The 12,517-nt window shown below is 59.4% G+C and carries 15 protein-coding genes; 5 read left to right on the top strand and 10 right to left on the bottom strand.

Annotation, left to right across the window (positions count from 1 at the left end; all coding sequences use genetic code 11):
* Positions 1-10: 10 nt before the first annotated feature.
* Genes pcaD through ACR0IK_RS17045 form a run of 4 tightly spaced genes read right to left on the bottom strand, consistent with a single transcriptional unit; the run spans position 11 to position 3,342 of the window.
* A complete protein-coding gene (pcaD, locus tag ACR0IK_RS17060; protein WP_480593748.1) occupies positions 11-799 on the bottom strand; it encodes a 3-oxoadipate enol-lactonase in 789 nt (262 codons plus the stop codon).
* A 58-nt stretch (positions 800-857) separates the two neighbouring features.
* Positions 858-1,832, bottom strand: coding sequence for a threonine ammonia-lyase (locus tag ACR0IK_RS17055; RefSeq protein ID WP_480642398.1), 975 nt, complete (start codon positions 1,830-1,832; stop codon positions 858-860).
* Positions 1,829-2,656: an alpha/beta fold hydrolase gene (locus ACR0IK_RS17050; RefSeq protein WP_480642397.1), complete on the bottom strand. Its 828-nt coding sequence runs from the start codon at positions 2,654-2,656 to the stop codon at positions 1,829-1,831. The genes ACR0IK_RS17055 and ACR0IK_RS17050 overlap by 4 nt, the downstream gene beginning before the upstream one ends.
* Positions 2,656-3,342, bottom strand: a complete 687-nt coding sequence (locus tag ACR0IK_RS17045; protein WP_480642396.1) for a haloacid dehalogenase type II — start codon at positions 3,340-3,342, stop codon at positions 2,656-2,658. Before ACR0IK_RS17045 ends, ACR0IK_RS17050 begins: the two co-directional genes overlap by 1 nt.
* Positions 3,343-3,469: 127 nt before the next feature.
* Between ACR0IK_RS17045 and ACR0IK_RS17040 the strand changes: the two genes are divergently transcribed.
* Entirely contained in the window at positions 3,470-3,898 is a 429-nt protein-coding gene (locus tag ACR0IK_RS17040; protein WP_480593738.1) for an FKBP-type peptidyl-prolyl cis-trans isomerase, read from the top strand.
* Positions 3,899-3,921: 23 nt separating this feature from the next.
* Here ACR0IK_RS17040 and ACR0IK_RS17035 read toward each other — a convergent pair whose 3' ends face one another.
* The 4 genes from ACR0IK_RS17035 to fabA are packed head-to-tail and all read right to left on the bottom strand — an operon-like array spanning position 3,922 to position 6,734.
* Positions 3,922-4,107, bottom strand: a complete 186-nt coding sequence (locus tag ACR0IK_RS17035; protein ID WP_480593736.1) for a hypothetical protein — start codon at positions 4,105-4,107, stop codon at positions 3,922-3,924.
* 59 nt (positions 4,108-4,166) lie between these two features.
* Positions 4,167-4,958 (bottom strand): enoyl-ACP reductase FabI, encoded by a 792-nt coding sequence (locus tag ACR0IK_RS17030; RefSeq protein WP_480593734.1) that lies wholly within the window; start codon positions 4,956-4,958, stop codon positions 4,167-4,169.
* Between the two features lie 5 nt (positions 4,959-4,963).
* On the bottom strand, positions 4,964-6,193 hold the full coding sequence (gene fabB / locus ACR0IK_RS17025; protein WP_480593732.1) for a beta-ketoacyl-ACP synthase I: 1,230 nt from the start codon (positions 6,191-6,193) through the stop codon (positions 4,964-4,966).
* Between the two features lie 31 nt (positions 6,194-6,224).
* Positions 6,225-6,734, bottom strand: a complete 510-nt coding sequence (gene fabA, locus ACR0IK_RS17020; protein WP_170326986.1) for a bifunctional 3-hydroxydecanoyl-ACP dehydratase/trans-2-decenoyl-ACP isomerase — start codon at positions 6,732-6,734, stop codon at positions 6,225-6,227.
* Between the two features lie 188 nt (positions 6,735-6,922).
* Here fabA and irrA point away from each other — a divergent pair, with 188 nt between their 5' ends.
* On the top strand, positions 6,923-7,339 hold the full coding sequence (irrA, locus tag ACR0IK_RS17015) for an iron response transcriptional regulator IrrA (protein WP_480642395.1): 417 nt from the start codon (positions 6,923-6,925) through the stop codon (positions 7,337-7,339).
* A 2-nt stretch (positions 7,340-7,341) separates the two neighbouring features.
* On the opposite strand, the gene ACR0IK_RS17010 is transcribed toward irrA, so the two are convergent.
* Positions 7,342-8,232 (bottom strand): LysR family transcriptional regulator, encoded by an 891-nt coding sequence (locus tag ACR0IK_RS17010; RefSeq protein WP_480642393.1) that lies wholly within the window; start codon positions 8,230-8,232, stop codon positions 7,342-7,344.
* Positions 8,233-8,319: 87 nt separating this feature from the next.
* Here ACR0IK_RS17010 and ACR0IK_RS17005 point away from each other — a divergent pair, with 87 nt between their 5' ends.
* Positions 8,320-9,117, top strand: coding sequence for a phytanoyl-CoA dioxygenase family protein (locus ACR0IK_RS17005; RefSeq protein ID WP_480593723.1), 798 nt, complete (start codon positions 8,320-8,322; stop codon positions 9,115-9,117).
* 7 nt (positions 9,118-9,124) lie between these two features.
* Here the strand turns inward: ACR0IK_RS17005 and ACR0IK_RS17000 are convergent, their stop codons facing one another.
* Positions 9,125-9,988: a hypothetical protein gene (locus tag ACR0IK_RS17000; RefSeq protein ID WP_480593719.1), complete on the bottom strand. Its 864-nt coding sequence runs from the start codon at positions 9,986-9,988 to the stop codon at positions 9,125-9,127.
* 120 nt (positions 9,989-10,108) lie between these two features.
* On the opposite strand from ACR0IK_RS17000, the gene miaB reads away from it, so the two are divergent.
* Together miaB and ACR0IK_RS16990 are read left to right on the top strand one after the other, a co-directional pair.
* Complete coding sequence (gene miaB, locus ACR0IK_RS16995; protein ID WP_480642391.1) at positions 10,109-11,428, top strand: tRNA (N6-isopentenyl adenosine(37)-C2)-methylthiotransferase MiaB; 1,320 nt, start codon at positions 10,109-10,111, stop codon at positions 11,426-11,428.
* A 293-nt stretch (positions 11,429-11,721) separates the two neighbouring features.
* Positions 11,722-12,375: an outer membrane protein gene (locus ACR0IK_RS16990; protein WP_480642389.1), complete on the top strand. Its 654-nt coding sequence runs from the start codon at positions 11,722-11,724 to the stop codon at positions 12,373-12,375.
* Positions 12,376-12,517 lie beyond the last annotated feature (142 nt).

Below are 12,517 nucleotides of genomic sequence, written 5' to 3'. Positions count from 1 at the left end.
TCACGCTCCTTCAAATATGTCCGATATCTGCCAGGAAGTCCCGCAGCAGGGCCGCGTATTCCGCCGGTTGTTCGACGCAGGGCAGATGGCCGGCCCGGCGCATCAGTTCGAATCTGGAGCCGGGGATCAATTCGATCGTCTCGCGGACCAGATCCGGCGGTGTAGAACCATCCTCGCTGCCCGCAATCCCCAGTGTGGGCAGGCGCAGGCCGCCGGTGGGGGTGTAGAAATCCGTGCCTGAAATCGCGGCGCAACAGCCCAGATACCCGTCGACCGGCTGCCGCACCATCATGTTTCGCCACAGCAGATGATCGGGCGAGGCGCGGAATTTCTTCGAAAACCATCGCTCCATCGTTGCATCGGCCAGCGCTTCGATACCGCCCTGACGCACCGCATCCATCCGATCCTGCCAGATCGAGGGGATGCCGATCTTGGCGGCGGTGTTTGACAGCACCAGTGCGCGGATCTGATCTAACCGCTTCACCGCCAAGCCCTGAGCGATCAGCCCGCCGACGGAGAGGCCGACGAAAACGCAATCCCGCACATTCAGATGATCCAACAGCGCCTCGGCATCGCGTATCAGTGCACCCATGGAATAGGGGGCCGGGGGCTGCGACGACAGCCCGTGCCCGCGCTTGTCATAGCGGATGATCCGCAGGCCCTTAGGCAGGTGGGGCAGTACGGCGTCCCAAAGGCGCAGATCGGTGCCCAGTGAGTTGGCAAAAACGATCGGCGCACCCTCCGGGTCACCATCGACCCGGTAGTGCAACTGCACTTCGCCAATATCCAAGATTTGCATGACACAATCCCCGCCGTCATACGTTAAGACATTACTGTGACCCAATCATTGATCCATGTCAGGTCAGGAATTCCAGTGCTTTTCCAAATACTTCGGGGTCCACATTTCCCCCTGATGCCACAACGATCACCGCATCGCCATCGATTTCATCACGGCGAAACAGGGCCGAAGCTAACGACACCGCACCGCCCGGTTCCAGCACCAGCTTCAGACGCAGGAATGCCTGCGCCATGGCCCGCATCGCTTCTTCTTCGGTGACCGAAAGGCCCGGCCCGCACAGGCGGTTCAGGATCGGAAAGGTGATCTGCCCCGGCTGCGGCGTCAGGATCGCGTCACAGATATTCCCCGAAGCCGCGCTGTTGTTCTGAATTTGTCCTGTCGCCAGCGAACGTTTGACGTCGTCAAAACCCTCGGGCTCACAGGGGCGGGCGCGCAGGCCGGGCGCGTGCCCCTCCAGCGCCAAAGCGATCCCCGAGGTCAATCCGCCGCCTCCGCAGCAGACCAGCACGTCGGCTTGTTCAACACCCACCTCTGCGGCTTGTCGGGCAAGCTCCAGGCCGGTGGTGCCCTGACCTGCAATCACCTGCGGCTCATCATAGGGGCGGATCAGGGTCAGGCCGCGCTCTGCGGCCAGTGCTTCACCAATTTCTTCGCGGCTCTCGTTGGCGCGGTCGTACAGAACCACCTCAGCCCCCAGCGCGCGGGTGTTGTTGATCTTCAGCAGTGGCGCGTCTGAGGGCATGATGATCACCGACGAAATCCCATGCTGTGCGGCGGCATAGGCCACGCCCTGCGCATGGTTGCCCGAGGAATAGGCGATCACGCCGCGCTGCCGGTCGGTTTCATCCAACGCCGAGATCGCGGACCACGCGCCGCGAGACTTGAAGCTGCCTGTATGTTGCAGGCATTCGGGCTTCACCAGCACCCGGCGCCCGGCCAGCTCGTCCAGAAAGGGCGAACTCAGCAGGGGTGTTTCCCGAACGTGGCCCTTCAGCCGCGCGGCGGCGGCTTCGATCATTTCCAGCGTGCTCATGCGGCGTCCACTACCTTGCGGATAAGGTCGAGTGATTGCGGTTCATCCAGAAACGGAACATGCCCGCGATCCGGAACTTCTACTGAGATAAGACCGGGATGGCGTTTGTGCATTTCGGTCAGCGTGTCTTTGCCGAGCACATCTGAATTCGAGCCTCGAATGACCCCGGTCGGGATGTCGTGCAGCGCCTCGAAGAACATCCACATATCCGGGATAGCCCCGGCAGCGGCCTGATCCAGCAGGGCCTTGCGCAAGGCGGGATCATAGCGCAGGGCCAGCCCGTCCTCGGTTTGCTCGTATTGAATCTCGGCCTGTTGCCGCCAACGGCTGAGGGGGACGCCGGGGAACTGCGGCTCCATCACCTGCTGCAGGGTTTGAGCGGCTTCGTCATAGGTTTTCGCCATCGGCTGTCGGCCGACATAATCCATTATCTTGGCCATGCCCGAGGTCTCGATCACGGGGCCCACATCCGTCAGAACAACAGCAGCCAAGCGTTCAGGATGGCTGGCCGCCAGAGCCATCGCGATCAGACCGCCGCGCGAGGTGCCCAGTACAGCCACGCGATCCAGCCCCAGATGATCCAGCAACTCGATCGCGTCATGGGACTCGCGCAGAACATTGTAGTTTATGAAGTCCGGGTCGAACGCCGACTGCCCGCGCCCTCGGTAATCCATCGTGATCATGCGCAGATCGGTGATATGCGGCGCGAGGAACGAGAAATCCCGGCTGTTGCGGGTCAGCCCGGCTAGGCACAATACCGGGGTCCCTGACCCGGTGTCGGTATAGTAGAGGCGCCTGTCATCGGAAGTTGTGAAGAAAGCCATTAAAGTCCAGCCAGTTGAGGGATCGCCGTCAGGTCGGACAGTACATGCGTTGGTGTCCATGGCAAGCGGTCCATTGGTTCTTTTGCCCGATTGACCCAGGCGGTCACGAAACCATAGCCACTGGCACCCGCAGCGTCCCAACCGTTCGAGCTGACAAACAGCACCTCATCGCGTTCACCGCCAAACTTTTGCTGCACCAGGTCATAAACGCTGGAATGGGGTTTGAAGACACCAACGCTTTCGACCGACAGCACGTCGTCCAGCACATCGCCAATCCCAGCCGATTGAACCGCGCCATCCAGCATGGGCAGCGACCCGTTGGACAGGATCGCGGTGTTCAGTCCTCCGACTTTCAGATCTGCGAGCATTTGGGGAACCTCAGGGTAGGCCTGCAATTCCCAATACAGGTCCAACAGACGCTGACGCAGAGTTGGGTCTCCGTCCAGCGCCGTGGCCTCGAGCGCCCAGTCCAGCCCGTCTTGCGTCACATCCCAAAAATCGGCGTGGGCGTCAGTGATCGCGCGCAACCAGGTGTATTGCAATTGTTTCAGCCGCCAGTGATTGGCCAGCTCGGGCCATTTCTGCTGCAATTTTTCGAACCCGGGTTCAGCGGCGGCCTGGCGTGCTGCGGCGGCGACGTCGAACAGCGTTCCATAGGCGTCAAATACGCATGTGGTGATTGGCATCAGAACCCCTCCCTCAGTCGCGCGCAGGGTGGCACAAGAGTTGCAAACACAAAAGGGGGAAGGGTTTACAATGACGTGTCACACCCTAGGCTTGACCGCTTATTCCCTTAACGGCCGGAGGCCACCAATGACCGAGATCAAGCAAGGCGACACAGTTCGCATCCATTACACAGGCACACTGTTGGACGGCAACGTCTTCGACAGTTCCGAAGGGCGCGATCCGCTGGAGTTCGTGGTAGGGTCAGACCAGATCATTCCCGGGCTGGACACGGCGATGCCCGGTCTGACCGTGGGTGAGAAAAAGCGGGTCGAGATCGCTTGCGTGGATGCCTATGGCCCGATCAATCCTGCAGCGCGCCAGCAAATCCCGCGCGAAGGCATCCCGGACGATATCCCGCTGGAACCCGGCACCCAGCTGCAAATGCAAACGCCCGATGGGCAGGCCGTGCCAGTGACGGTGGTGGATTCTGACGAGGCAACCGTAACGCTGGACGCAAACCACCCGCTGGCCGGTCAGGACCTGATATTCGATATTGAGGTCGTCTCAATCAACTGACCGCAGCGTGTCAGTGCGTTGGATCAGCCTGAAATCAGGCTGGTCCAGGATGTAAATGCTGCGCGTACATCTGCTTGTGTAAAGAACACAAACAGCATCAGCAGCATGGTTAAGGCCAGCAACGCGATACGACCGCGTTGTCCCAGAAACCCCTGTTTGCGCCGGGATGCCCGAGTGGTGTTCGAGAGGATATGTTCTGCTTTGCTCATGTCGCTATCCGTGCCCGCAAAAGATGGTGAAATCTTGGCGCGGGCAGGGAAAGATCGGGTCACATGTGATCGGGCTGCGGCATACCCAGAACGTGGAAGCCTCCGTCGACGCGAATGACCTCGCCCGACGTGCAGGCACCAGCATCAGAAGCCAGGTAAACGGCGGTGCCGCCGACGGCCTCCAAGGTAGCGTTCGAGCGCATCGGTGCGTTCTGATCGCAGAACTTGTAGGTCTTGCGTGCGCCGCCGATGGCTGCGCCCGCCAGCGTTTTCATCGGGCCGGGCGAGATGGCGTTGACGCGGATACCTTCGGGGCCAAGGTCGTTTGCCAGATAGCGTGTAGCCGATTCCAGCGCAGCCTTCGCCACACCCATGACGTTGTAGTTCGGAACAACCCGGTTCGACCCCTGGTAGGTCAGCGTCAGCAGCGTGCCGCCATTGTCCTTCATCAGCGGATAGGCGCGGCGCGCAACCTCGATAAAGGAATAGGCCGAGACATCCATCGAGTGTTTGAAGTTCGCCCGAGAGGTGTTCAGGAACCGGCCGGTCAGTTCGGACTTGTCCGAAAAGGCGATGGCATGGACCACGAAGTCAATCGTCGGCCAGCGCGCGCCCAATTCGCTGAACGCGCGGTCCAGCGACTCGTCATCGGTGACATCGGCATCCACCATGAAGTCGCTGCCAAGGCTTTGGGCCAGCGGCTCCAGCCGTTTGCCGAATGCCTCACCCTGATAGGTGAAAGCCAGTTCCGCGCCGGCTTCGTGCATGGCTTTGGCAATTCCCCACGCGATCGAGCGGTCATTGGCCACGCCCATAATCAGGCCGCGTTTGCCCTTGAGAAGTTCCGACATCTTGTTCACCCGTTATACTTTGACAGAACCATGGACCCGTTTGTGCCGCCAAAGCCGAAGCTGTTGGTCATGACACTGTCCAGACCTGCGTTTTCAACCACTTGAGTTGCAATTTCACCGGGCAGGATGCCTTCGGCAAGTGTGTCGACATTGATCGACGGAGTAATAAAGTCATTGTCCAGCATCAGCAGACAAAAGATAGCTTCGAGCGCGCCGGCTGCGCCCTGCGCGTGGCCAGTCATCGACTTGGTCGAAGAAATCGGCGGCACGTTGCCTTCACCGAAGATGCGGCGCACAGCTTCGACCTCGCCAACGTCTCCGACCGGGGTCGAGGTGCCGTGGGCGTTGATGTAATCGACCTTGCGGCCTTCGGGTACGGTTGCCAGCGCCAGACGCATCGCACGCTCGCCGCCTTCTCCCGAGGGGGCCACCATGTCGTGTCCGTCCGAGGTGGCGGCATAGCCGGTGACCTCGGCATAGATTTTGGCGCCGCGCGCCAGCGCGTGGTCTAGATCCTCCAGCACGACGATACCGCCGCCGCCCGAGATCACGAACCCGTCGCGATCCTGATCAAACGCGCGCGAGGCTTTTTCCGGCGCGTCGTTGTATTTCGAGGACATCGCGCCCATCGCGTCGAACAGGCAGGACAGGGTCCAGTCCAGTTCCTCGCCGCCGCCGGCAAACATTACGTCCTGCTTGCCCAGCATGATCTGCTCTGCCGCATTGCCGATACAGTGCAGCGAGGTCGAGCAGGCCGAGGTGATCGAGTAGTTGATGCCCTTGATCTTGAACGCGGTCGCCAGGTTCGCGGAAATCGTCGAGCACATGCATTTCGGAACCGCAAATGGCCCGATCCGTTTGGTCGCGCCGGTTTTCAGCACAGTCTGATGCGCCGTCAGCATCGCACTGGTCGACGGACCACCAGACCCGGCAACCAGACCGGTGCGCGGGTTCACGACCTGCTCTTCGGTTAGGCCAGAATCGGCGATCGCCTGGCTCATCGCGATATGGGCATAGGCGGCACCGGGTCCCATGAAGCGCAGGGTACGCTTGTCCACATGCTGGGACACGTCAATCTTGAGCGATCCCGCGATCTGACTGCGAAAGCCATGTTCGACCATCTGTTCATTGGCCTCGATGCCGGACTTGCCGGCCTTCAACGAGGCCAGAACCTCTTCGGCATTGTTCCCGATAGAGGAGACAACCCCCAGACCGGTGACAACTACTCGACGCATGTGCGTGCTCCTTATTTAAGGCCGGTCCGGCTTAGGCTTCGGACAGAACGACTTTCATGTCTTTGACGTCGTAAATCATTTCGCCGTCCGCTTCGACGATACCATCCGCCACACCCATGGTCAGGCGGCGGGTCTGGATCGCCTTTTTGAAATCGATTTTATAAGTCAGCATCTTGCGGTCCGGGCGCACCATGCCGGTCAGCTTTACTTCACCCACGCCCACGGCCATGCCGCGACCCTGCCAGCCGCGCCAGCCCAGGTTGAAGCCGGTCAGCTGCCACAGACCGTCCAGTCCAAGACAACCGGGCATGATCGGGTTGCCGGGGAAATGGCAGTCAAAGAACCACAGGTCCGGGGTGATATCGAACTCGGCCAGAACGTGACCTTTTCCATGCGCGCCGCCATCGGCCGAGATATCGGTGATCCGATCCATCATCAGCATCGGCGGGGCAGGCAATTGCGCATTGCCGGGGCCGAATAATTCGCCTCGGGCGCATTTCAGCAGATCGTCCTTGTCAAAGCTGCTCGGGAATTGGGCCATTCTGCCGCCTCTCCTGCCAGGGGTCCGTTTCTTTAATCTGGCCTCACCTAGCACCCGTATGCAAGGTCCTGCAAGAGCGGTCGCCCACATCATGTTGTGTTCAGGACATTCTTTGCGAATGAATTTCATTTGAAATTACCTGACCTGAGCACTTATATATATGTCAGCAACAAACGGGTTTCGGATTCATGACACCTCAAAGCCAGAGCAGAGCCACGAATTGGTTGGTCGACGCGGGATTGCGTCCGACACGTCAGCGCATGGCTCTGGCCGAACTTTTGGTCGGCGACGGCCGTCATCGCCACGTCACGGCGGAAAGCCTGTTTGAATCTGCAAAAATGAACGGTGATGCCGTATCCCTTGCGACTGTCTACAACACCCTGCGCGCGTTTTGCGAGGCTGGTGTCTTGCAGGAAATCACGGTGGACGGGTCGAAAAGCTATTTCGACACAAACACTCACGATCATCCCCATTTCTACTGGGAAGACGAGAGCCGCCTGAGCGATGCGCCCTCAGACCAGCTGGTAATTCAGCGCCTGCCCGAGGCCCCCGAAGGCGTTGAGATCGCCTCGGTCGATGTCGTGATCCGTCTGCGAAAAAAGTAACCTCACGTCACGATTTCATTTAACGCACGCTCCGCTATCGCAACTGGCGCGTCGGTGGGTCCTGTGCCATGTCGGGCCAGCACCACGGGTTCGGCTGCGAACGGATCCGAGACAGGCAGGCTCAGCAGCGGCATTCCGTCATAGCTGATGTCAGCGGGTGGATTGGCATAGCTGATCGCGACTCCTTCGCCATGTGCCGCAAGGCTGCGCTGAATCTCCAAGGAGGCCGCGCGGTGTGCCACCATTGGGCTTTCTCCGATCTGACGAAACAGTCCCAGCACATGCTGGGCGGACAACCCTTCCTCGGACAGGATCAGCGGGTGAGCGGCCAGATCCTTCAGGGAAACTTGGCTGTTTGTGGCCAAAGGGTGATCCGGCGACAAAAGTGCGCGCGGAGAGCTGGCGAACAAGGTGTGTCGAGTGAACGTCGCGTCCATGCTCAGCCCATAGGTCAGCGCGAGGTCGATCCGCCCGTCGATCAGGCCGGAAATCAGGCCCTCGAAACTGTCCACCCGGTAGGACACCGCCACATCCGGCATCTCGGCGCGCAACTGTCGCAGGGCGCGGGCCAGCAGAAACGGGGCCAGATCAACGAAACAGCCTAACCGCAAGCGCGCATTGCCCGCGCTGCTTTCGGCAGCGTTTTCCAACCGGGCAGCGCTGGCAAGCAACACCTCGGCCTCTTCAATGAAGCTGCGCCCTTGCGGGGTCAGCGCCATCGCTGCTCCGCGCCGACGGGCGAACAGGGAATAGCCCAGTTGGTCCTCGACCCGTGTCAGTGCGTTGGACAGCGCCGGTTGCGAGACATTCAGGTGTAACGCGGCGGCGGACAGGCTGCCATGCCGTCCGATGGCGCAGACATATTCGTATTGGCGCAGCGAGATATATAACATGAAGTTAAGTGTATCTTTGAAAGATATGACTTGAACAGAGGGCTTTCCCATGTCCACATCACCCAACCCCACGGTACGGAGATAGACATGACGCACCCTCTGGTCACGCAAGAGAAGATCGACACCTATCAGCAGGACGGCGTTGTCCTGATCAAAGGGCTGTTTGCCGACCATGTCGAGGCCCTGCGCGCAGGCGTCGCTGCCAACATGGCCGAGCCTGGGCCTTACGCGTCGGACAACAAGAAGCAAGGCGAAACCGGCCTGTTCTTTGACGATTACTGCAACTGGTCGCGGATTAATCAGTTTCGCGAGGTGATCGAAAACTCTCCGGCGGCCGAGGTCGCGGCGGACCTGATGCAATCGCAGACCGTTCAAATGTTCCACGACCACGTTCTGGTCAAGGAACCGGGCACCTCGATGGCGACCCCGTGGCATCAGGACGGGCCGTATTACTTTGTCGAAGGGCAGCAGACGATCAGCTTCTGGTCGCCGCTGGACCCGGTGAAACAGGCAACGCTGCGCTGCGTGGCGGGCTCGCACCGGTGGGAGAAAGAGGTTCTGCCAACCCGCTGGGTGTCGGAGGAGGGGTTTTTCCCGGACGAAGGCCAGTACATCCCAGTCCCCGACCCGGATGCCGAAGGTATGAAGGTTGTGGAATTCGAGATGGAGCCGGGCGACGCGGTGGCATTCAACTACCGCACGCTGCACGGCGCGCGCGGGAATCACTCCGACAGCCGCCGCAGGGCGTTTTCATTGCGTTTGGTCGGCGATGATGCGCGGTATGTGGAACGTCCGGGCCGGACATCTCCACCGTTTCTGGGGCATGACATGACCCCCGGCCAGCGCCTGCGCGAAGATTGGTTCCCGGTGCTGCTGCAGCGCTAGTCGCGGCTCAGAACCACTGGCCTGATTCGATCAGGCCAAGGTCGAGCAATTGACCAGAGGTCCACTGGAACGGCACTGAGTTGCGCCAGCAAAAACTCGGGATGTCGAAGGTCGATCCGGCGTTGGTTTTCAACGCTTTGGCCGCCCGGAATGAGCATACGGCAGCCGTCATATTATGATGCCACGGGCAGGAATAGGTGTTGTATTCCGGGTCGTTGAACGTGTGATCGGGGCGCAGTTCCAGACCCTTGCGGGATTTGAACAGGGCGATCCGGTCGATACGGCGGCGTTCATAGGGAATGTGATCCTCAAACCGCCAGCGCAGGCCGCCCGACATGTCCAACTGCCGCTCGACCGGGTGGCCTTCGGCGTCGTGGCGGGTGTGGGCGTAATAGCCCGTGCCGTCCAGCATCGCGCGGTCCGGGGCGACTCCGTTCGGAAAGGCATCCAAATCATCGGCATAGAGGTCGATGACATGGCTCAGCATCGCGTCACGGCGTTCTTCGGCGTGAAAGGCCAGCAATTCGCCCACCGTTCGCGTCTCGCAAAACGGAAAGAACAGGTATTCGGCGTTATAGCAGTAATACATCCAAATGCCGGGCGCGGCCTGTATGATTTTGTTGATGGTGTCGAACACGATCGCGCCGGGCACGCAGGTTAGCGTTACGCGGTGAATGCGTTCGGACAACTCCGGGTCCAGCGCAAAATCCTGCGGCATGAAGGCGATCACGGATTTGAACCCCAGGTGCAGATGATGCCGGATCGTGCTGTCGATCTCGACCGTGTCCTCGGCAAAGATCAGGGCGACCGGGCCTTTGGCCAGCGCCGATTTGCCTGAGTTCAGGAAAACGTCGAGTGAATCGTATTGCATTACCTGTCCGGTTCCACTTTGCTGGAATCTTCGGTCAAAATCGGGTATCCGCCCCGGCATTGCAAGCGGCGTTCGTAGGGTATAGATGACGCCGATCCCGCGAACGCAAAGGCCATACCCATGTCAGAACCCAAAAAGCTGTACATCAAAACCTATGGTTGCCAGATGAACGTCTATGACAGCGAGCGCATGTCCGAGACGTTGGGCGGGCAGGGCTACGTGGAAACGCAAAGCCCCGATGAAGCGGATATGATTTTGCTCAACACCTGCCATATCCGGGAAAAGGCTGCCGAAAAGGTCTATTCCGAGCTTGGCCGGTTCAAGGGTTTGAAAGCCGAAAAGCCTGATCTGAAGATCGGCGTGGCTGGATGTGTTGCGCAGGCCGAGGGTGAAGAAATCATGCGTCGTCAGCCTTTGGTCGATCTGGTTGTGGGCCCACAAAGCTATCACCGCCTGCCCGAGATGGAGGCAAAGACCCGCACTGGCGCCAAGGCGCTGGACACGGACTTCCCCGAAGAAGACAAGTTCGAGAAACTGAAGAACCGCCCCAAGGCCAAGCGTGGCCCGACAGCGTTTCTGACCGTGCAAGAAGGCTGCGACAAATTCTGCGCCTTCTGTGTGGTGCCCTATACCCGTGGTGCCGAAGTCAGCCGCCCGGCGGATCGCATTATCCGTGAAGCCCAAGATCTGGTGGAGCGCGGCGTGCGCGAGATCACTCTGCTGGGTCAGAACGTGAACGCCTATCATGGCTCGGGTCCGAACGGCGACATGACGCTGGCCGGTCTGATCTGGGAGTTGAACAAAGTCGACGGGCTGGAGCGCATCCGCTTTACCACCTCGCACCCCAATGACATGGCCGATGACCTGATCGAGGCGCATGGAACCTGCGAAAAGCTGATGCCGTATCTTCACTTGCCGGTGCAGTCGGGATCGGACAAAATCCTCAAACGGATGAACCGCAGCCACACGGCGGAAAGCTATCTGCGTCTGGTCGAGCGTATCCGTGCGGCGCGGTCCGATATCGTCATGTCCGGTGACTTCATCGTCGGCTTTCCCGAGGAAACCGAAGAAGATTTCCAAGCAACGATGGATTTGGTCGAAGAAGTCAAATACGGCTATGCCTATTCCTTCAAATACTCGACCCGCCCCGGTACGCCCGCGGCTGAGCGGCCTCAGGTCGATCCGCAGGCGGCGGATGACCGTTTGCAACGTCTGCAGGCCCTGATCACGCAGCATCAGCGGGAAATTCAGGATGCAATGGTTGGGCGAAGGGTTAGCGTTCTGTTCGAAAAATCCGGTCGCCTGCCCGGGCAAATGGTCGGAAAATCCGAATATCTGCACTCGGTTCATGTGTCTGATGCAGACGTCGCCGTCGGAGAGCTTAGGGATGTTCAGATCACCGGTTCGGGAACAAATTCGCTGGCGGGGGCAATGATCTGACCTGATCGACTGGTGCTGTCATAATGCCATAGTCAGCACTTGTTTCAATTTTTAACCCTTGATTCACAACCGTGAACTATGTTCCGAGAAGGGCCAGATTTTTTGGGGTCCAGCGCTCTGCGCTCCTGAAAATCCAGTTCTGTACCGGTCCGGTTTTCGGGTTGGGACGATGGAGGTAACGAGTGGAAATTCGAACACGTTTCTTTGAACCAAGCCGTCGGGTTGTTTTCTCGTCAGCGTTGGTGCTTTCCCTTCTATCCAGCGCAACTGTTGCGGGCAATCTGGAGCAGGGTGTGACTGACCCTCCGGTCGTCAGCCCGAAACGTTTCGGCAGCGATGTCAGCGCCTTCTACCTAGGTCTGAGCGGTGGATATGCAACGGGCGGCACGGACCGGTTTGGCCTGACGACCCCGGGCGGTACGTTCGAAATTGGAGAACTCGACCTGAACGGCAACTACGGTGGTGTCCGGGGTGGCTGGCGTGGCGTTCTGCCGGCCATCGGGGGACGCGACTATGTCTACGGGTTCGAACTCGGGTATGATTTTGGCACGCTCGATGACGACGCCATGACGGATATTGGCAGCGTTGCAATCACTGGATCGTCCGAGGTCTCGGACATCCTTTCGATTCGGTTTCGCAATGGTCTGACCAACAAAAGCGGCACGGTATTGTATTTCGTAACGGTAGGATACGTGCAGGGTGACGTGAAAACCACCAGCAGCCTGACTTCCGGCGTCACGACGCAACCATTCGAAGAAAGTGATACTCGGAACGGTTTTTCGGCAAGTATCGGTGCCGAGCACAACCTGAGCGAGAACTGGTCGATTACGGGTGAATACGAATACGTGCAGTTCGACTCGCGCCGGGTCGAATTCAGCAATGGTTTTTCGACGAAATCCACTCCGCGTTACCGCGGTTTGAGATTTGGGTTGAACTACACGTTTTGACCAAGCTCTCAACTAATGGCGATATCGCTTGGGCTACTATTCGGCGGTTTTGCCATCCGTTTTGGAAAATTTAAAACTGTGGCTTGCGCCCACCGAGAGTTGTTGTCTACGCTCGGGGTGAAACGCCAAGACAGGAGAACGG

It is taken from the genome of Ruegeria sp. BF7 (genome assembly GCF_056538605.1).
Note: the sequence above shows the minus strand (reverse complement) of the source record. Positions and strands in the feature narration are given on the sequence as shown.

Excerpts from the sequence above, each read along its gene's own strand:
- miaB (WP_480642391.1), top strand. The coding sequence starts at position 10,109 with ATGTCAGAACCCAAAAAGCTGTACATCAAAACCTATGGTTGCCAGATG.
- fabA (WP_170326986.1), bottom strand. The coding sequence starts at position 6,734 with ATGGCCCAATTCCCGAGCAGCTTTGACAAGGACGATCTGCTGAAATGC.
- irrA (WP_480642395.1), top strand. The coding sequence starts at position 6,923 with ATGACACCTCAAAGCCAGAGCAGAGCCACGAATTGGTTGGTCGACGCG.
- ACR0IK_RS17045 (WP_480642396.1), bottom strand. The coding sequence starts at position 3,342 with ATGCCAATCACCACATGCGTATTTGACGCCTATGGAACGCTGTTCGAC.
- ACR0IK_RS17040 (WP_480593738.1), top strand. The coding sequence starts at position 3,470 with ATGACCGAGATCAAGCAAGGCGACACAGTTCGCATCCATTACACAGGC.
- ACR0IK_RS17005 (WP_480593723.1), top strand. The coding sequence starts at position 8,320 with ATGACGCACCCTCTGGTCACGCAAGAGAAGATCGACACCTATCAGCAG.
- ACR0IK_RS17030 (WP_480593734.1), bottom strand. The coding sequence starts at position 4,958 with ATGTCGGAACTTCTCAAGGGCAAACGCGGCCTGATTATGGGCGTGGCC.
- ACR0IK_RS17055 (WP_480642398.1), bottom strand. The coding sequence starts at position 1,832 with ATGAGCACGCTGGAAATGATCGAAGCCGCCGCCGCGCGGCTGAAGGGC.
- ACR0IK_RS17050 (WP_480642397.1), bottom strand. The coding sequence starts at position 2,656 with ATGGCTTTCTTCACAACTTCCGATGACAGGCGCCTCTACTATACCGAC.
- ACR0IK_RS17010 (WP_480642393.1), bottom strand. The coding sequence starts at position 8,232 with ATGTTATATATCTCGCTGCGCCAATACGAATATGTCTGCGCCATCGGA.
- pcaD (WP_480593748.1), bottom strand. The coding sequence starts at position 799 with ATGCAAATCTTGGATATTGGCGAAGTGCAGTTGCACTACCGGGTCGAT.
- ACR0IK_RS17035 (WP_480593736.1), bottom strand. The coding sequence starts at position 4,107 with ATGAGCAAAGCAGAACATATCCTCTCGAACACCACTCGGGCATCCCGG.
- fabB (WP_480593732.1), bottom strand. The coding sequence starts at position 6,193 with ATGCGTCGAGTAGTTGTCACCGGTCTGGGGGTTGTCTCCTCTATCGGG.
- ACR0IK_RS17000 (WP_480593719.1), bottom strand. The coding sequence starts at position 9,988 with ATGCAATACGATTCACTCGACGTTTTCCTGAACTCAGGCAAATCGGCG.